Raw genomic sequence first — 16,570 nt, 5'->3', positions numbered from 1 at the left:
ATTGCTAATGAAGCGAGAGAACGTGGGCACGGCGCAAGCGCGCCTTTGCTCACCCTACGAGGGCGCGGCGCAATCGCGGCACCGCGCCCCTCACGTCAGCTCTTGTTGCGCATCTTGCTGAGCAGATAGTTGTCGTAGAAGTTCTCCGCGATCTGCGTGTAGAAGAGCAGCTCCTTCATATACGCGTCGTGGCTCTCCTTGGTCCGCTTGAACAGGTCGCTCTTGGCGGCGAGCTCGTTCAGATGGTCCTGGGTCGCGTTGTAGCAGGCCTCCAGCACCGGCTGCGGGAACGCCTTCAGCTCGGTACCGCTCGCGATCAACCGCTTCAGCGCAGCCGGATTCACGCTATCGTATTTCTCGAGCATCCAGGCGCCGGCCGCCGCGCCCGCCTGGTTGACGATCGCCTGGTATTGCTTCGGCAGCGAATTCCACTTCTCGTCGTTGACGATCATGTGCAGCATGGCGCCGCCTTCCCACCAGCCGGGGAAGTAGTAATATTTGGCGACCTTGTAGAAGCCGAGCTTCTCGTCGTCATAGGGACCGACGAACTCGACCGCGTCGATCGTGCCCTTCTCCAGCGCCGGATAGATATCGCCGCCCGCGATCTGCTGCGGGACGACCCCGAGCTTTGCCAGCACGTGGCCGCCCATGCCGGCGATGCGGAATTTGAGACCCTTGAGGTCGTCGACGGTCTTGATCTCCTTGCGGAACCAGCCGCCCATCTGGGTGCCGGAATTGCCGCAGAGGATGGCATGCGCCTTGAAAGGCTTGAGCGCCTCGTTGGTGAGGTCGGCGCCGCCGCCGAAGTGCCACCACGACTCCTGATGGCGATGGTTCATGCCGAACGGCGCACCGGTGGCATAGGCCAGCGCCGGCTCCTTGCCGATGTAGAAATAGAGCGGCGTCTGCGCCATCTCCACCGATGCGGTGCTGACCGCATCGAGCGCCTGGAGGCCGGGCACGAGCTCGCCCGCCGAGAAGGTCTGGATCTGGAATTTGTTGTCGGTGGCCTCAGCGACGTATTTCGCGAAGGTCTGCGCCGTGCCGTAGATCGTGTCGAGCGATCTCGGAAAGCTCGAGGTCAGGCGCCATTTGATCTCGGGCGCGCTCTGCGCGATTGCAGGTGCAGCAACCAGCGTGGCAGCGCCGGCGACGGCGCCGCCCCTGAGGAATGTACGGCGTTTCATGATGGTGTCTCTCCCTTGAACTCGGCATCGATGGATGGCTTGGGCCACGATCTTGGCGAACCGTTTGCCCGTTCCCGGAGCGGAGTTCAAGCTGCGACGGAAAAGACCGTACCGGCTTGCATCAGATACCGATGGAGGCCGGCCGGAGCCTGGCTCAAACCCGCACTTCTGCGCGGGACGCGCCGCTCAGCCGGCCGCTCGCCTCACGCAGCTGCGGCTTCCTCGTACAGTCCGGCGATGAAATCGCTGAACGTCGATGCAAGCGGCAGGACATAGCCCCACTTGTCGGACATGGCCTGCGCCAGCGTCCAGGGCTTCTCGTACTCGGCAACCTCGTGGTCCATGAACCAGATCCTGCCGAAATGGGCCTTGTCGATCGTCATGCAGATGGGATTGCCGCCGTGGTCGCTCATGATCCACAACAGCTCGTCCACAGTCGGCCATTGCGGCGTCTGACGCGTCCGTACCAGCGAGCACTCGTCGGACCGCAATCCCAGGACCTCCTGCACCGCACCCGCCCAGTCCCCCTGCGGCCAGTTGAACTCGGCTGATCCCTGATGATAGCCACCGGCGCAGGCCAGCAGGAAACGGCGATAATCGTCCGGCAACCGGCAGCCGATCGAGGTCTCGAAGGCTGCGAGTGCCGCCTCGGTCGGTTGCTCCGCGCCGGCATGGTCGATGCCTGCGATGAATCTTGCTAATTCCATACAGCCTCTCTCCGGCGCGGAAACGCGCATGCCCTTCGTCGCATCCGCCTTGCAGCGGGTTCGAGAAGGGTCAGGGCGAAAGGAGCGTTTCTCTCAGAGCAGCTTGGCGCTGACGAACAATGCGCGCACGGCGTTGGTCGCCTGCACCGCCAGCATAGCGTTACCGGCGGCGCCTTCCAGGGCTGCGACTGCGTCCTCGTGCAGGGAGCGAAATTCCATCCACTCGACCGACTTGAAGTTGGTGAGGAATTGATAGGCCTGACCGACGGTCGCGATCGCCAACGTGTCACCGTTCAGCTTGATCTTGAACGTCGTGCGCAGCGGGGTTTCGGAACTTGATGGATCACTCATGGGCTGCTTCTGGGCGAGGACGGCTTAACGAAGGGGAAACGGCAGCCCCGCCGTCGCAGGCAAGGTCAGGAATTGGTGCTCGCGCGCTGCGAAGCGGTGGCCGTCCCGCGCAGGCTCGGCACCACGACCAGGCGGTTGAACTCGCCATTGTCGTAGGCTTTCAGGAAACGGTCATAGTCCTTGATCGAGACGCAGCCGTTGGAATCGCCGCGCGGCCCGAGCAAGTAGTTGTGCGTGAGCAGACCGACGCGGCCAAGCGCACTGGTGCCCTCAGTCGGCGTCATGCGCAGTGCCCGGACGCCGTGGAACAGCTTTTCGCGTGGCTTGAGCTCGTAGGTCGCCGGCGGCGTCGCGCCGACCATCCGCCGGTCGACGTGGTCGGGGTCGTCCATCAGCGCGCCCAGGCCGGAATGGGCCTCCAGCGCCACGCCGCTCGGCAGATAGACCGCCTTGGCCGAGATGTCGTAGACCGCGGTTCGCGAGTCGTAGCCGAGGGCGGCGAGATCCGGCGCCCTTGTCAGCAGCCCGCTATCCGGCGTCAACGAAGCCAGCTTGATCTTGTCGGTGAATCTTTCGAAGAAGTTGCGATTGTCGGCCCTGGAACCGGTATCGGCATAGGCCTGGCTGGAGGCGATCTGGGCGGCCAGATCTGCCTGGACCGGACGCGAGCGCGGGATCGGAATGGCGTCGGCACGCTGCGAGGGCCTCGCCTCTTCGGCTGCAGACTGTTCGTCATCGGACAGCATCGAGCGCCAGTCGTCGCCCTGGAGCCTCTGGGCGAGCATCGCCTTGGCATCTCGCAGCTTGAGCTGGACCGCATTCACGGCGGAGCGCTCGAGCGCCCGCAGGCCGAACTCGCGGGCCGGCGGGCTGCCGGAAGCCGACGCGAAACGGTCCTCGAACGAAGGAGCATTGGCCGGCGGCAACGCGGCGGAGACCAGCGGCGTCGAATCGCCGATATCAGAAACCCACGCGGCGGCGCCAAGCGCCAGCGCGACCGCTGCCACAGACAGTAGAATCGCCTCGGCCCGCCCGACACGGCGGCGCGACAACAGCCTCTCGGCGTTTGCTGCGTCGGAAACCATCAGATCCCCAAAATCGACCCCCGGGGGTGCCCACCCCCACCCGGAGACTCTATACCAGCTACCACATTGGGAGCCAAAAGTTAGGCATAATCGCGGCCGGAAAACCTCCCAAAGGTATCCAATGACCGATCTCTTCGATCTCAACCGCTTTGTCCGGGCCCAGGACCCGATCTATCGCGAGGTCCAGGCCGAGCTGGCCCGGGGTCGAAAGCAGACTCACTGGATGTGGTTCATCTTCCCGCAGATCGCAGGCCTCGGCCTCAGTGCCATGTCGCAGCGCTACGCCATCGGGTCCCGCGCGGAGGCTGAGGCCTATCTCGCCCATCCCGTCCTCGGGGCGCGCCTGATCGAATGCACGAGGCTCGTGCTCGCCGTCGAGGGCCGGACCATCAACGCGATTCTCGGCGCACCGGACGACGCCAAATTCCACTCGTCGATGACGCTGTTCGGCGCGGTGTCCGACGAGCCCGTCTTCGCTCAGGCGATTGCCCGATATTTTGCGGGTGAACGCGACGGCGCCACGCTCGAGATCCTGTCGAAGCTCGATAGGCCGGCGTAGCGATCAGCGCCCCTCGAAGACGGCTGCGCGCCGCTCGATGAAAGACTGGATGCCTTCCTTCGCATCCGCGCTGCCGAGCACGCGGTCGCGAATCCTGGGAATATAGGCGATCGCCGCTGCCTCGCCGCTTTCGACATATTTGGCTGCCGCTTCCTTGGTGACCTGGATACCGAGCGGCGCGTTGCACGCGATGATGGCGGCGAGCGCCATCGCCCGCTCGACCTGCTCTCCCGGTTGCACAACCTCCTGGACGAGGCCAATCGCGTGGGCTCGCTCGGCCGAGAACTCGTCGCACAGGAACAGGTGATACATCGCATCACCCCAGCCGGCGCGCGCAAGAAAGCGGAAATGTGCGCCGCCGAGTGGCGCGATGCCTCGCTTGGCCTCCAGCTGACAGAAGCGTGCATCGGAGGCAGCCACCACGATGTCTCCGGCGAGCATCAGCTCGATACCGATGGTGAACACGATGCCCTGCACGGCTGTGACGACCGGCTTACGGCAACGCTTGGCAAGGCCGAAAGGATCGACATTGCCCTCCTTGGTGCTGCGCTTCTCGGCGGAAGGCCCGAAGAACTTGGGCATGTCGAGACCAGCAGTGAAATCCCTGCCCTCGGCACAGATCACACCGACGCGGTAGGTGTCGTTGTCGTGCAGTTCGGTCAGCGCCTCAGACAATTGCTCCATCATCGCCGGGGTGAACGCATTCTTCTTGGCGGAATTGTCGATAACGATCTTGAGCACGTGGCCGTGCACTTCGGTGCGGATGTGTCCCTCGCTCATGCGTTTCTCTCCGAATGGGTTGTTCTCGCAAGCAAATCAAGCCGGCTGCGGAATCGCGGCGCGAATTGCGCTGATCCGCTCCGGCGTAAACACGCCGGAGTCCAGGAGCTGAAGAATGGAGAGCACGTCGCCCCGCGATCCCCAGCTTCCCTCCTGAATGATCTCGAAATTGACCCACCAGGTCGGCGACGGCGCTTGCATGCCGCAGGCATCCGCGAGCCTGGCGAGGACGTTGCGTATCACCACGGCCCGCACCTCCGCCGGCCACGACGCATTCATCACCGCGATGTTGATCGTCATGATGTCGCGTGGGGCGTCCTGGTCCGACAGGAGGCGTCCGCCGATCGCCATGCAATCCGCCGGCAGGTTGTGAAAACAAACCTGGAATCCCATTCGCGCCGCCGGCGCGTGCTGGCCAACTTCCGGCTCGAGCACGGCGTCGGTCAGGCTTTCCGCCAGAATGCGGCGGTGCGCCAAGCTGAGCCGGCCAACGGGCGCCGTCACGGTGATGATTGTCAAAGGCTTCCCAATCCTTCTCGACTATGACGATTGTCATATTCCAGTTTAGCTTGCCTATGTCAAGCGTCATAGTCTAGAGGAGGCTACAAAGCGAGAGACCATCGATGACCATCACCACGCGCGACAAGATGATCGCCGGCGCCGCCGATCTGTTGAGCCGGCGCGGCGTCAACGCTACCAGCATGCGCGACGTCGTGCGCCATACTGCGACGCCGCGGGGCTCGATCAGTCACCACTTTCCGGACGGCAAGCGGCAGTTGATCGCCGAAGCCGTGAGTTTCGCGGGCAAGCAGGTGTCCATCCCCCTGGAGAAAGCCATGAACGAGCGTGGCGTGATCGGCGGCCTCAAGGCTTTCATCGCATCGTGGCGCCGCCAGCTGGAAGCCTCCGACTTCGAAGCCGGTTGCCCGGTGCTCGCCGTCGCCGTCGACCGTTATGTCGGCGAAACCCCGGAGAGGGACGACCAGGCTGCGCAGCAGCATCTGCTCGACCTCGCCGACGGCGTATTCGTCGATTGGCGACAGATCATGCGCGCCGCCCTGTTACGCGAAGGATTGACTGCGGAACGCTCCGAACGACTCGCAACCCTCGTCGTCGCCTCGATCGAAGGGACGGTTGCGATGTGCCGCGCCAGCCGCAGCGCAGAGCCGCTTGATCACGTCCAACAGGAGCTCCAAGTCGTGCTGACGGCCGCTCTCAGCCAGGCAACCAGATAGATTGGATACGTCCCGATGGATTTGTCACGACAACGCGAACTCGCCCACCATCTCGCCACTTTGCGCCGCGAGGGACGGCAACAAAGCGGCCTCGACGAGCAGCTCGTGCCACCGGACGCCGACACGGCGTACCGCGTCGCGCAGATGGTGGAGGAGGAGCTCGGCTGGGACGTCGTCGGCTGGAAGATCGCCGGCATGAAGTCGGGGCTCCAGCGCCAGCTTCGTATCTCCTCGCCGATCTATGGGCGGGTGTTCGCGCCGCTGATCATAACCTCGCCCGCAGAGGTCGAGCACGACCGGCAATGCAGCCCGATTCCGGAAGTCGAGTACCAGGCGCGTCTCGGTGCCGACCTCCCCCCGCGCGCCAAACCCTATACGGTGGACGAGGTCGGCGACGCCGTTGCTTCGCTGCATCCCGGCATCGAGCTCGCTGAATGCCGCTTCGTTCACGACGCAGCGTTTCCGCCAATGCCCGCGATCATGGCCGACGGCTCCGGATCGGGAACCATCGTTCTTGGAGAGCCAATCGCCGATTGGCGCAGCCGCGACATTGCCAATCAGGAGGTTATTCTCACTTGCAACGGCGTCGAGAGACGCCGCGGCACAGCCGCGGAGGCCATCGACAATCCCCTTGCGCCGCTCGCCTGGCTCGCCAACGAGCTGTCGCGAACCGGCATTGGTCTCAAGGCGGGCCAAACCGTCAGCACGGGCACGCTGACCGGCATGCTGCGGCCGAAACCTGGCGAAACATACATCGCCGATTTTGGTCCACTGGGATCGGTAAGCGCGACCTACAGCTGAGGCGGGGACCGCTGGCACAGAGCATAAACCCAAGCTTAACATCAGCAACCTATCGTCCGGGCAATATAGTTTTCCGTTTTGCCGGACAGATCATGAAAATCGGTACGCTCCTGACCAGCGCCATCGTCTCGCTCTCGACCGTCGGCGGCGGCCTCGCCGTCTACGTCGCCGTGACCAAGTACCAGACGATGGAGCGGATCAGCGAAGCCGAAGGCCGGCTGGCGATTGTCCGCGCCGTCAGCGACATTCCGCGTTACCTCAATCCCGAGCGGGGCTTTTCCACCAACATCCTCTATGGCCCCGCCACTGTCGACCCCGCCCAGCTTGCCGAGCAGGACAGGCTGCGCAAGGCAACCAACGGCGCCCGCGACAAGATGAACGCGCTGCGCAAAGAGTTGCCCGGCCCATTCGACGACGGCAACGCCATCGGCGGCAGCATCGACGCCATCAACTCGAAGTTCACCGGTCTGCGCGAGGCGATCGACAAGGCCATCGCGGGGCCTGCGGACGCGCGCAAGGACGCGGCCCGCAAGGTCGTCGCCGACAATGCCCTGCTCAACGCCGACGTCACCGCGCTGCTGAACGAGCAGGTTCGCCGCATGGCGCTTCTCAATGGCGATGCCTACCGCCAGGCCAATTACGCCAACATCGCCATGACGCTGCGCGACATCGGCGGCCTCAATGCCAGCGTGCACAAGAACCTCGTCGGCGGCAAGAAGGTCGCAACCGACGCCGAGAAGGCTGACGTCGCCCGTATGCAGGGCCGCAGCGACCAAATCGTGATGGCACTGATGGAGCTGCGCGGCAATCCGGCGACCCCGGCCAATGTCGGCGCGGCGCTGGAGACGATGAATTCGCGCTACGTCGAGGAGTTCGGCCGCGAGCTCAAGATGGTCAAGGACGGTGCCGTCAGCGGCAAGTATGAGCACGACGTCGACACCTATTACGCGGCGTCGCAAAAGGGTCTCGGCTCCATCATCGGTGTTCGCGATGCGTTTTACGACAACGCGGAGGAGATCCTCGCCGGCGCTTCCTCGGCGGCGCGCACCAGCTTCATCATCGCCCTTGGCGGCCTTCTCGCCGTGCTGATCGCCAGCGCCGGCCTGATCGTGATGGTCCGCCGCCGCGTCTGCGCCCCGATCGTCGGCTTGACGACGCGCATGACGCAGCTTGCCGATGGCGACGTTGCCGGCGAGATCCCCGGCGCCCAACGCTCCGATGAGATCGGCGCGATGGCCGCGGCGGTTCAGGTCTTCAAGGACAACATGATCCGGGCCGACCGGCTCGCCGCCGAGAAGCAGGCTGAGAACGACGGCAAGATGCGGCGCGCGCAGGCGCTCGACAGCCTCACGCGAGCCTTCGAGGCCAAGGTCACCGAGCTCGTCGGCGGCCTGTCCCAGGCCTCGGCGACCATGGAAAGCACCGCACAGTCGATGACCTCGACGGCGGCGCAGACCAACAGCCAGGCCGCGGTGGTCGCCGCCGCCTCCGAACAGACCTCGAGCAACGTGCAGACCGTCGCCAGCGCCACCGAAGAGCTGACCTCCTCGATCGCGGAGATTGGCCGTCAGGTCGCCCAAAGCACCGAGATCGCCGCTCGCGCCGTCGACAACGCGCGCCGCACCGGCGACACCGCCCGCGCACTCGCCGAGGGCGCCCAGAAGATCGGCGACGTCGTCACGCTGATCCAGAGCATCGCCGAACAGACCAACCTGCTCGCGCTGAACGCGACCATCGAGGCCGCCCGCGCCGGCGATGCCGGCCGCGGCTTCGCCGTGGTCGCCTCCGAAGTGAAGTCGCTGGCCGGCCAGACCGCCAAGGCCACCACCGAGATCTCCGAGCAGATCACGGCGATCCAGACTGCAAGTGACGAGACCGTGGCCGCGATCCGCAACGTCGCCGACGTCATCGGCGAGATCGACCAGATCGGCACCGCGATCGCCGCCGCGATCGAGGAGCAGGGCTCGGCCACCAAGGAGATCGCCCGCAGCGTCCAGGAGGCCGCCCGCGGCACCCAGGAAGTCAACAGCAACATCTCCGGCGTGCAGCGCGCCGCCGACGACACGGGAGCCGCCGCGAGAGAGGTGCTGGGCGCCGCCGAGCAGCTCTCGACACAGTCGCGCGATCTCGCCGGACAGTTCGACCGCTTCCTCGGCGAGGTCAGGGCCGCTTAAAGCATGATCCGGAAAAGCGCGCAGCGGTTTTCCGAAAAGATCACGCTGAAACAACAACCTCAAGCGCGATGACGGCTCATCCTGGTCGCATCGCGCTTTAGTAAGGGGGCGCCTTCCGCGCCCGCTGCGCTTTCGCTGCCTCGATCCACCACAAGAGATCGTCTGCAAAGCGGGGGAACGAGCGTTCCAGCGCCTTGCCGCCCTCGCCGATCGGCTCGGCGTCCGCCGACAATGTCTGCGCGATCGGACCGACGCCGATGGTGCTCGACACCACCACCATGCCCATCTCCGAAAGCGTGCCGTGCCAGGCCGTCGCGGCGCGCGCGCCGGACAGTCGGCCGGCGGAATAGCTCACGATCGCGGCCGGACGCCAGAACCACTCTTCGAGGAAGTGGTCGGTGAGATTCTTCAGGCCGGGCTGGATGCCCCAATTGTACTCGCCGGTGACGAAGACGAAGCCGTCGGCGCCGCGGATCTGCCCGGCCAGCTTCTCCAGCGCCTCGGGCGCCGCGCCCTTGGGATATTCCTTGTACATGCGGTCCAGCATCGGCAGGCCGATCGCCTTGGCATCGATGAATTCGACCTCCTCGCCGCGGCCGCGCAGCCGATCGACGACGAAATTCGCAAGGCGGATGCCCATGCGGTCGGAACGGTAGGAACCGTAGAGAACGAGAATGCGATTGCTCATGGCCGGACGGTAGCACGAAACCGGTATCCACCCTACTCGATTTGTCGAACTATCGTCCGCGACCGCGGCCCAGCGTTTGCGACGGCGACTCGCCGAACTGGACGCGGTAGCTTCTGGAGAAATCGCTGAGATGCCAGAAGCCAAACGCCAGCGCGACCGCCTTGACGCTATCGGCGCCGGCGAGAAGCTGCCGCCGCACCAGCCACAGCCGGCGCAGGCGCAAATAGCGGTGCAGGCTCATGCCTCGATAGCGGCGGACGACGTCGTGCATGGTGCGAACGGACAGCCCGAGCTTGCGCGCGATCTCATCGCTGTAGATCGGCTGCGACAAATCCTCGGTCAGCAGTGCGCGGATATCCTGGAACATCCTGAAATTCCGCTCGTCGTTGGGGCCGAGGGTCCAGCGGGCCGAGACGACGCTTTCGAAGGCCTCGTCGACGGCTCCGAGCAGGGACTCCTTCATCGCCGCGCCCTTCAACGAAAGCTCCGGTGCCTCGGCCGGGTCGGTCGCCTCGGCCAGCACCTCACGAACCACGGTGCGCAGCCGGTGCAAGCCGGCCGCTGAGACTTCAAAAATCTTGAAGCTCGAGAGCGTGGCCGGCCAGCCGCGGTCCCGCACCTCCGGCCTGAAAACCACCGAGGCGATTTGTCGCTGCACCTCCTCAACGGTGGTGTAGGCGGCGCCGCCGCTGCCAATGACCACGACCGGTCGGGTGCGCTGCGAGCCATTGAAGCGAACGGGTACGTCGAGGTCGTCCATCGTGAAGCCGATCGCCGTGCAATTCTCGACCAGCTGCGCATCGACCATTCGCGGAAACGTCCGCGTCAAATTCACGTCGCAGCCGGGCAACGACAGGATTGTCTGCTCAGCCGAAATCCTCCGTACGAAAGGCGTGAATTCGAAATTCAGCCCCCGTATGGCACTTCGAAATTCGTCGACGTCTGCGAAGCGAAATGTTTGGATTGCCAATCTCGGTACATCGTCAATGCTGTTCATGAAAACAGGAAACGCAACGTCGCATGGACGTGCGTCGGGCCGCGGCGCCGGTTCGTTTCCCCTTCGGTTTTCCGTTACCCCGAAAAGGATCAATCTTAACGTGTCCTGAGCAATTGGCGAGGAGCTCGTTGAAAGAACCAAGCGGACACGTCCTGTCTCGCCGAATTTCGATAGCGTTTCCGGCACAGCCGATGGTGCTCAAATACCCGGCCTTCGATATCTAAAAAACAAAATTAACGACTTTGAGGCGCAATAGCCGTCGTTTGATCGTCAAAGTTATTTCAATTTTCAGGCCCCTGCCATGACGGCAAATTCGCCTGCTGATGTTCTGGTCGAGTTGGAGGACGCGGTCGCAACGTGTCCGCTGGACCGCTGCGCACGCATTCTTTCCGGCATCATGCAGCTGCTTACCAGCAGCCGCGACCGGCCTCAGGAATTGCTCGCCACTGTGGTCGACGGCGTTCTGCTGCGGCTGACGGAGCGGGTTGAGGCCAGTGCGTTGATCGAGCTCAGCACCGCACTCGCGGAACTCGCGGTGGCTCCGCCGAAGACCGTGCGGCGTCTCGCCTCACACCGCGATCCGGAGGTGGCGTGCCCCGTCTTGCTGCGATCGCCGTCACTGTCCACCGCCGATCTCAAATCGATCGCGGCCTCGAGCGGTGAACGGCAGCAATGCGCGATCGCCGCCCGCGCGCCGATCGATCCGCCGGTGATCGAGACGCTGATCGAAGGCGGCTCTCGCAGCGTTTGTGTTGCGCTGATCGCCAATACGGAGGCACGATTCTCCGACGCCGCCTACGCCGCGCTGGTCGGGAAGTGCCTGACGGATGATGAGCTCACGAAGGCGCTGGCACTCAGGCCGGACACGCCCGACACGGTCATGCGAAAGTTGCTGTCGGCCTCACCGGCCCCGACATCCGGCACAGGGCCGAAGGCGACCGTCTCGCTTCAAGCGGTAGCGGCCGCGCAAATCGTCGCCAAGCTGCCCTGCGCGGCCGCCTATGCCGGCGCGCGGCCGGAGATCGTCGCGCTCAACCGCATCGGCAAGCTCAACGATTCCACGGTGAACCGCTTCGCCATCCGCGGCGAGACCGCCAACCTCGTCACGGCGCTATCGGTGCTTTCTGGGGCTCCCATCGAAATCGTCGAGCATGTCATGACCGACGACGATTGCGAGGGTCTCGTGATGGCCTGCCGCGCCTCGCGGCTGAACTGGCAGACCACGTTGGCCATCTTGGGCAATCGCTGCGGCAGAAGGCTTTCCTTCGCCGAGCGCGAACGCGCGCAGCACATTTTCGAAACACTGCTCCTGTCCACCAGCCAGTGGACGGTGCGTTGGGGGGAAATTGCCGCAAGTGCCAAGGAGAGCAGTCGGGAACATCGCGGCGCAAAGATGGGGATCAGCCGATGAAATTCGACGGTCGCAAAGCCGCTCGTGTGAAAATGGACCACAGGCAGCCGGTCAATCTCATGGGTTCGGACGGGACCTGGCGACGCAGCTGCGTCCTGCTGGACGTATCGCAAAGCGGCGCCAAGATCGAGGTCGAGGGCACGCTCGACGTGCTCCAGGCCAAGGAGTTCTTCATGCTGCTGTCGTCGACCGGCCTCGCCTACCGGCGCTGCGAACTGGTCTGGATCGACGGCACCACGGCTGGAGTCCACTTCATTACGACCGACGGCAAGAAGAAACCTGCAGCCGTACCGACGCCTGCGCAGACCGCGGTTCAGGGCAAATAGATTCGAACATTCCACCTGGTGTTTGACATTCACATAGTCGCAAAGTGTAGGTCAGATCGTGCAGCACGCGCCAACAAGATCCGGCCCGGTCGATGGTGACGGCGGCATCCGTCAGACACGAACCGATCGCCCCTTCCTGCATGTGCTGGCCGACACGTCCGACAAGCTTTCGGGGGTCTGCTCGATCCTCCAAGAGAAATTCACCATTGCCGGCGAGCGACTCGATGCCGATTCCAGGCTGTCGCAGACGCCGGCCGCCATCGTCATCCGCGCGGAGTTGCGCGACGTCGACAACATCGCCGCGATCAAGAAGCGGGCCGGCAAGCTGGCGAAGGCCAGGAAGCGCATCTTCCTGCTCGAGCACGCCTCCCACGTCTGCATCTCGCAAGCCTACGCGCTTGGGGCAACGCTGGTCCTTCCCGGCACGGTCAGCCGGACCAGGCTGCTGGCGGCGCTGGCCGATCCGGCCGACGGGCCGTCCGCTTCGTCAGGCGACACGTCGCAACCGGACAACGCCGTCGAGACCGCCGCGACCGCGATCGCGTCGATGTTCACGGCTGTGACCCTCGGCCAACCGCTCGACGTCGACGGCACCAAGGAAGCCGGTCGCCAGATTGCCGACCGTATCACCCGGCATGGCCTGACGGAGTGGCTCATGACGGTGCGGCGCCATCACGAAGGAACCTATCAGCATTGCCTGCTCGTGACCGGCGTGGCCATCGACTTCGGACTGAGCCTCGGCGTCGGCAGAGCCGACCTGGAACGTCTCTACTCGGCTGCCATGTTCCACGACATCGGCAAGGCGCAAATTCCGCTCGCCATCCTCGACAAGCCGGGCCGCCTTGATGCCGCCGAACGCGCGATGATCGAAACGCATCCGGCCGCCGGTTACGAGTTTCTCAAGGGACACGACGGAATCTCGCCGGAGATACTCGATGCCGTTCGCCATCATCACGAATACCTCGACGGGAGCGGCTATCCCGATGCGCTCTGCGCCGAGAGCATTGGCGACATCGTGCGAATTCTAACGATCTCGGACATTTTCGCGGCGCTGATCGAGCACCGGCACTACAAGCCGACCATGCCGCGCGCGGAGGCCTACAATATTCTGTGCGGGATGAACGGGAAGCTGGAGAAGGCGCTGGTCCACTCATTCAAGCAGGTCGCGCTCACGCGGTGAGCGCGGCAGACCGGTCTCGAACGCGGCCTAGTGAGTAGCGCGATGGCTGGCGCGGCGCGGGATGGACCGGCAGGCCAGCCCCTCGGCCAGCAGCTTCATGTCCTCGTGCCGGCCGCTGCGTATCAGCCGGCCGAACTCTTCGGGTGTGAAAGGAAGACTTGGATCGTCATCGATCTTGTGCCGGGGTCGCGGACCGAAGAACCGTCGAACCAGGCTAGCCAGCCGCCGCATGTCAATTCCCTCGCGCCAGCAACAAACCTCTCAATCCGCGTATTGTTCCTCCTGCACCTTCGAGATTGCAAGAGGCCGCTTGGGACTCCGCACCAAAAAAAATTTCCGCCAGAGAATAATCTCCTCCCGTCGTGCTAATCGGCAAAACCCACGTACCGCACGAACTCGTCGTTGTGCTCGCGGTCCGAGCGAACGGCGTTTGCGGCAAAGCTGTCGTCGGGATAGCCCATCGCGACGCAGGTCATGATGGCCTCGTCCTCCGGAATCCCTGCGACCTCGCGCACGATGTCGGAACGCATGATGCCCTGTCCGTTGATCACGGAGCCGAGGCCGCGGTCCCATGCCGCGAGCACGATGCCGTAGCAGAGCGCACCGAGATCGAAATGGCAGACCGCGCCGGGATCGAGCACGCGGTCGTAGGTCAGGACCAGCGAGACCGGCGCGTCGAACTGGCGGAAACCGCGCAGCACCCAGTCCTGCCGCATCGGCTTGTCGTCGCGCGCGATCCCCATCGCGCCGAACAGCTTCTTGGCGATGTCGACCTGCCGCGTGCGGTGCACACCCTGGTACTCGCCGTGGCTGACGATGTCGCGCTTGACCTTGGCGCCACCGGCCATCTCTTCCATGTTGCGGCGGCGCACCTCTTCGAGCGGGCTGCCGGCGAGCACGTGGACATGCCAGGGCTGGGTGTTCATCGACGACGGCGCGCGCTTGGCGCTCTCGATGATCGCCTCGATCACCGCGCGCGGCACCGGCTCGTTCCTGAAGCCGCGCACGCTGCGGCGCGACTGGACCAGCGTTTCGAATTCCACTCTTGAACCTCCCTGCCCGTTAGTCCGGCGTTGCGGCGCCGGTTGCCGATGCCGCGCGCAAAATCTATGCTGGCCCGCAAGCAAGACCAAGAATCCCGGAGGACCCGTCATGGCCGCGCCGCTCGATCCCGTCATCGCCCAGATCATTCCGCTCATGCCGATGCGCGATCCCGCCACGATGACGCCACAGAGCGCCCGCGATTCCTTGCGCGCACTGGCTGCCTCGCGCGCGGCCATACCGCCCCCGCCTGTCGATACCGTGCAGGACATCAAGGTGAGAGGCGGCGCCGGGCCGCTCGATGCACGCGTCTATCGGGTCGGCACCACGCCGGCACCGACCGTGGTGTTCTTCCACGGCGGCGGCTGGGTCGCGGGCGACCTCGAGACCCACGACAGGCAGGCGCGCAACCTCGCGATCGAGACCCGCGCGGTCGTGGTGTCCGTCGACTATCGCCGCCCGCCCGAGACGCGCTTTCCCGGCGCCTTCGAGGACGCCTTCGCCGCAGTCGGCGATGTCTTCAACCGCGTCGCGGAATTTGGCGGCGATGCAAGGCGCCTCGGCGTTGCCGGCGACAGCGCCGGCGGCAATCTCGCAGCCACCACCGCGATCGCCTGCCGCGATGCCGGAATCAAGCTCGCCGCGCAAATGCTGGTCTATCCCGTGACCGACGTTCTCGGCAGCTACGCGGACGCACGCGAGAACGCGCGCTATCCCTCCCGCGCGGAGAATGCCGAGGGCTACTTCCTCACGCGCGCCACGATGGAATGGTTTTGCGGCCACTATCTCGCCGATCCCGGCCATGCCACGGACTGGCGCGTCTCGCCGTTGCGTGCCGCCTCACTTGCGGGCGTCGCGCCGGCCATCGTGACCACCGCCTGGTTCGATCCCTTGCGCGACGAGGGCGCCGCCTATGCGCGGGCGCTGGAGGCCGCCGGCGTCCGCGTCAAGCACCACGAGGGACCCGGCCTGATCCACGGCTATTTCGGCATGGGCGATGCCTCGGACGTCGCACGCGCCGAAGCGCAGCGCGCGCGGGCCGACTTCAAGGCGTTGCTCGCGCGGGGCGCCTGAGGAGGTGCTAGCCGCGAGATGCCCGTTGCGCGTCGGTGTGCCCCCAGGTCTCGTCCCAGTCCTGACCGGCGGCGTCGACGACGCGGCCGTCGGCTTCGAAGAACTTGTTCGGCACCTGGAAGATCGCCAGGATCAAGGCTCCGTCCGGACACCACGCGGCATGCCGGCTGCCCGCCTCGCGCCAGATGAATTCGCCGGCCTTGCAGGCGATGCCCTCGGCCGGGCCCTCCTTGTCGACGAGCGCGCCTTCGATCACCCAGCTCTGCTCGATGCCGACATGCTCGTGATCGGGCAGCACCGATCCCGGCGCAAAGCGCATCAAGGCGGTCATCAGGCCCGTGCGACGATCGAACAGCAGCGTCTTGGCCTCGCACCCCGGAAAGCGGGTCTTCTGCCAGTCCATCTCCTGGGGCCGAACCAGGTGGGAATGCCGATCGGCAGATTCTCCGCCCTTCGGGATCGTGGCGTCCATGACGATGCTCCATCCAGCTAAGCTGATCGAAGCTAGCAGGATCGCCCGGCGGGGTCAGCGAGCAGTGCAACAAGGATGGACGGCCACCGACCGCGCTCGAAAGATCGGTACGTCGACCGGACGACGTCCGCTCATCCTGCTTGATTGCGCCATGATTCCCGGCTCCTATCTCCCGGCCATTTCTGGTTTCAGGAGACACCCATGATGAAGCGGATTTTCCTCGGAGCGATTGTTGCCGCCTTTGCAGCGGGCTCGGCATTCGCACAAGAAACCTGCGAGAGCAAAGCGATCGGGAAGGACGGCAAGCCGCTCGCCGGCGCCGCCAAGACATCGTTCCTGAAGAAGTGCAAGGCGGATGCCTGCGCACCCAAGGCGGTCAGTTCCGACGGCAAGCCGCTCGCCGGCGCCGCCAAGAACAGCTTCATGAAGAAGTGCGAGACCAGTGCGTAAGCGCCCGACTTAGAGCACTCTCGTGCCCCGGACGCAGCGCAGCGCTCTTCAG

At 64.8% G+C, this 16,570-nt stretch carries 19 protein-coding genes; 9 read left to right on the top strand and 10 right to left on the bottom strand.

Annotation, left to right across the window (positions count from 1 at the left end):
* Nucleotides 1–95: 95 nt before the first annotated feature.
* The 4 genes from FJV43_RS34175 to FJV43_RS34160 form a co-directional block, all read right to left on the bottom strand.
* Nucleotides 96–1,187, bottom strand: coding sequence for a substrate-binding domain-containing protein (locus tag FJV43_RS34175; RefSeq protein WP_239623331.1), 1,092 nt, complete (start codon nt 1,185–1,187; stop codon nt 96–98).
* A 203-nt stretch (nt 1,188–1,390) separates the two neighbouring features.
* On the bottom strand, nt 1,391–1,894 hold the full coding sequence (locus tag FJV43_RS34170) for an SMI1/KNR4 family protein (protein WP_239623330.1): 504 nt from the start codon (nt 1,892–1,894) through the stop codon (nt 1,391–1,393).
* A 93-nt stretch (nt 1,895–1,987) separates the two neighbouring features.
* Nucleotides 1,988–2,245 carry a hypothetical protein gene (locus FJV43_RS34165; RefSeq protein WP_024338019.1) on the bottom strand — a complete coding sequence of 86 codons (258 nt, stop codon included), beginning with the start codon at nt 2,243–2,245 and terminating at the stop codon, nt 1,988–1,990.
* Between the two features lie 65 nt (nt 2,246–2,310).
* Complete coding sequence (locus FJV43_RS34160; protein WP_239623329.1) at nt 2,311–3,330, bottom strand: DUF2778 domain-containing protein; 1,020 nt, start codon at nt 3,328–3,330, stop codon at nt 2,311–2,313.
* 121 nt (nt 3,331–3,451) lie between these two features.
* On the opposite strand from FJV43_RS34160, the gene FJV43_RS34155 reads away from it, so the two are divergent.
* On the top strand, nt 3,452–3,889 hold the full coding sequence (locus tag FJV43_RS34155; RefSeq protein WP_239623328.1) for a DUF1810 domain-containing protein: 438 nt from the start codon (nt 3,452–3,454) through the stop codon (nt 3,887–3,889).
* 3 nt (nt 3,890–3,892) lie between these two features.
* Here the strand turns inward: FJV43_RS34155 and FJV43_RS34150 are convergent, their stop codons facing one another.
* The gene (locus FJV43_RS34150; RefSeq protein WP_239623327.1) at nt 3,893–4,669 is read right to left on the bottom strand and encodes a crotonase/enoyl-CoA hydratase family protein; all 777 of its coding nucleotides are present in this window, start codon (nt 4,667–4,669) and stop codon (nt 3,893–3,895) included.
* Nucleotides 4,670–4,705: 36 nt separating this feature from the next.
* Complete coding sequence (locus FJV43_RS34145; RefSeq protein ID WP_239623326.1) at nt 4,706–5,188, bottom strand: tautomerase enzyme; 483 nt, start codon at nt 5,186–5,188, stop codon at nt 4,706–4,708.
* A gap of 128 nt (nt 5,189–5,316) precedes the next feature.
* Here FJV43_RS34145 and FJV43_RS34140 point away from each other — a divergent pair, with 128 nt between their 5' ends.
* The 3 genes from FJV43_RS34140 (at nt 5,317) to FJV43_RS34130 (ending at nt 8,879) form a co-directional block, all read left to right on the top strand.
* Entirely contained in the window at nt 5,317–5,904 is a 588-nt protein-coding gene (locus FJV43_RS34140) for a helix-turn-helix domain-containing protein (RefSeq protein WP_239623325.1), read from the top strand.
* A gap of 15 nt (nt 5,905–5,919) precedes the next feature.
* Entirely contained in the window at nt 5,920–6,705 is a 786-nt protein-coding gene (locus tag FJV43_RS34135) for a fumarylacetoacetate hydrolase family protein (RefSeq protein WP_239623324.1), read from the top strand.
* A gap of 92 nt (nt 6,706–6,797) precedes the next feature.
* A complete protein-coding gene (locus tag FJV43_RS34130; protein ID WP_239623323.1) occupies nt 6,798–8,879 on the top strand; it encodes a methyl-accepting chemotaxis protein in 2,082 nt (693 codons plus the stop codon).
* 97 nt (nt 8,880–8,976) lie between these two features.
* Here the strand turns inward: FJV43_RS34130 and FJV43_RS34125 are convergent, their stop codons facing one another.
* Entirely contained in the window at nt 8,977–9,567 is a 591-nt protein-coding gene (locus FJV43_RS34125) for an NAD(P)H-dependent oxidoreductase (RefSeq protein ID WP_194387623.1), read from the bottom strand.
* Between the two features lie 49 nt (nt 9,568–9,616).
* Entirely contained in the window at nt 9,617–10,564 is a 948-nt protein-coding gene (locus tag FJV43_RS34120; RefSeq protein ID WP_239629747.1) for an AraC family transcriptional regulator, read from the bottom strand.
* Between the two features lie 301 nt (nt 10,565–10,865).
* On the opposite strand from FJV43_RS34120, the gene FJV43_RS34115 reads away from it, so the two are divergent.
* The 3 genes from FJV43_RS34115 to FJV43_RS34105 are packed head-to-tail and all read left to right on the top strand — an operon-like array spanning nt 10,866 to nt 13,481.
* Nucleotides 10,866–11,975 (top strand): DUF2336 domain-containing protein, encoded by a 1,110-nt coding sequence (locus tag FJV43_RS34115; protein WP_239623322.1) that lies wholly within the window; start codon nt 10,866–10,868, stop codon nt 11,973–11,975.
* Complete coding sequence (locus tag FJV43_RS34110; protein ID WP_239623321.1) at nt 11,972–12,301, top strand: PilZ domain-containing protein; 330 nt, start codon at nt 11,972–11,974, stop codon at nt 12,299–12,301. Before FJV43_RS34115 ends, FJV43_RS34110 begins: the two co-directional genes overlap by 4 nt.
* A 58-nt stretch (nt 12,302–12,359) precedes the next feature.
* Nucleotides 12,360–13,481, top strand: coding sequence for an HD domain-containing phosphohydrolase (locus tag FJV43_RS34105; protein WP_239623320.1), 1,122 nt, complete (start codon nt 12,360–12,362; stop codon nt 13,479–13,481).
* A 365-nt stretch (nt 13,482–13,846) separates the two neighbouring features.
* Here the strand turns inward: FJV43_RS34105 and FJV43_RS34100 are convergent, their stop codons facing one another.
* Nucleotides 13,847–14,524, bottom strand: a complete 678-nt coding sequence (locus FJV43_RS34100) for a nitroreductase (protein WP_239623319.1) — start codon at nt 14,522–14,524, stop codon at nt 13,847–13,849.
* Between the two features lie 109 nt (nt 14,525–14,633).
* On the opposite strand from FJV43_RS34100, the gene FJV43_RS34095 reads away from it, so the two are divergent.
* Nucleotides 14,634–15,596: an alpha/beta hydrolase gene (locus FJV43_RS34095; protein ID WP_239623318.1), complete on the top strand. Its 963-nt coding sequence runs from the start codon at nt 14,634–14,636 to the stop codon at nt 15,594–15,596.
* 7 nt (nt 15,597–15,603) lie between these two features.
* Here the strand turns inward: FJV43_RS34095 and FJV43_RS34090 are convergent, their stop codons facing one another.
* Entirely contained in the window at nt 15,604–16,068 is a 465-nt protein-coding gene (locus tag FJV43_RS34090; RefSeq protein ID WP_239623317.1) for a cupin domain-containing protein, read from the bottom strand.
* A gap of 201 nt (nt 16,069–16,269) precedes the next feature.
* Between FJV43_RS34090 and FJV43_RS34085 the strand changes: the two genes are divergently transcribed.
* On the top strand, nt 16,270–16,518 hold the full coding sequence (locus tag FJV43_RS34085; RefSeq protein WP_239623316.1) for a hypothetical protein: 249 nt from the start codon (nt 16,270–16,272) through the stop codon (nt 16,516–16,518).
* Nucleotides 16,519–16,570 lie beyond the last annotated feature (52 nt).

The sequence above is a fragment of the Bradyrhizobium sp. I71 genome, from assembly GCF_022354745.1.
Taxonomy (GTDB): Bacteria; Pseudomonadota; Alphaproteobacteria; order Rhizobiales; family Xanthobacteraceae; genus Bradyrhizobium; species Bradyrhizobium liaoningense.
This window is presented reverse-complemented; position numbering and strand designations above follow the sequence as displayed.

Coding starts and splice junctions, on each gene's coding strand:
- FJV43_RS34175 (WP_239623331.1), bottom strand. CDS start 1,187: ATGAAACGCCGTACATTCCTCAGGGGCGGCGCCGTCGCCGGCGCTGCC.
- FJV43_RS34170 (WP_239623330.1), bottom strand. CDS start 1,894: ATGGAATTAGCAAGATTCATCGCAGGCATCGACCATGCCGGCGCGGAG.
- FJV43_RS34165 (WP_024338019.1), bottom strand. CDS start 2,245: ATGAGTGATCCATCAAGTTCCGAAACCCCGCTGCGCACGACGTTCAAG.
- FJV43_RS34160 (WP_239623329.1), bottom strand. CDS start 3,330: ATGGTTTCCGACGCAGCAAACGCCGAGAGGCTGTTGTCGCGCCGCCGT.
- FJV43_RS34155 (WP_239623328.1), top strand. CDS start 3,452: ATGACCGATCTCTTCGATCTCAACCGCTTTGTCCGGGCCCAGGACCCG.
- FJV43_RS34150 (WP_239623327.1), bottom strand. CDS start 4,669: ATGAGCGAGGGACACATCCGCACCGAAGTGCACGGCCACGTGCTCAAG.
- FJV43_RS34140 (WP_239623325.1), top strand. CDS start 5,317: ATGATCGCCGGCGCCGCCGATCTGTTGAGCCGGCGCGGCGTCAACGCT.
- FJV43_RS34135 (WP_239623324.1), top strand. CDS start 5,920: ATGGATTTGTCACGACAACGCGAACTCGCCCACCATCTCGCCACTTTG.
- FJV43_RS34130 (WP_239623323.1), top strand. CDS start 6,798: ATGAAAATCGGTACGCTCCTGACCAGCGCCATCGTCTCGCTCTCGACC.
- FJV43_RS34125 (WP_194387623.1), bottom strand. CDS start 9,567: ATGAGCAATCGCATTCTCGTTCTCTACGGTTCCTACCGTTCCGACCGC.
- FJV43_RS34120 (WP_239629747.1), bottom strand. CDS start 10,564: ATGAACAGCATTGACGATGTACCGAGATTGGCAATCCAAACATTTCGC.
- FJV43_RS34115 (WP_239623322.1), top strand. CDS start 10,866: ATGACGGCAAATTCGCCTGCTGATGTTCTGGTCGAGTTGGAGGACGCG.
- FJV43_RS34110 (WP_239623321.1), top strand. CDS start 11,972: ATGAAATTCGACGGTCGCAAAGCCGCTCGTGTGAAAATGGACCACAGG.
- FJV43_RS34095 (WP_239623318.1), top strand. CDS start 14,634: ATGGCCGCGCCGCTCGATCCCGTCATCGCCCAGATCATTCCGCTCATG.
- FJV43_RS34090 (WP_239623317.1), bottom strand. CDS start 16,068: ATGGACGCCACGATCCCGAAGGGCGGAGAATCTGCCGATCGGCATTCC.
- FJV43_RS34085 (WP_239623316.1), top strand. CDS start 16,270: ATGATGAAGCGGATTTTCCTCGGAGCGATTGTTGCCGCCTTTGCAGCG.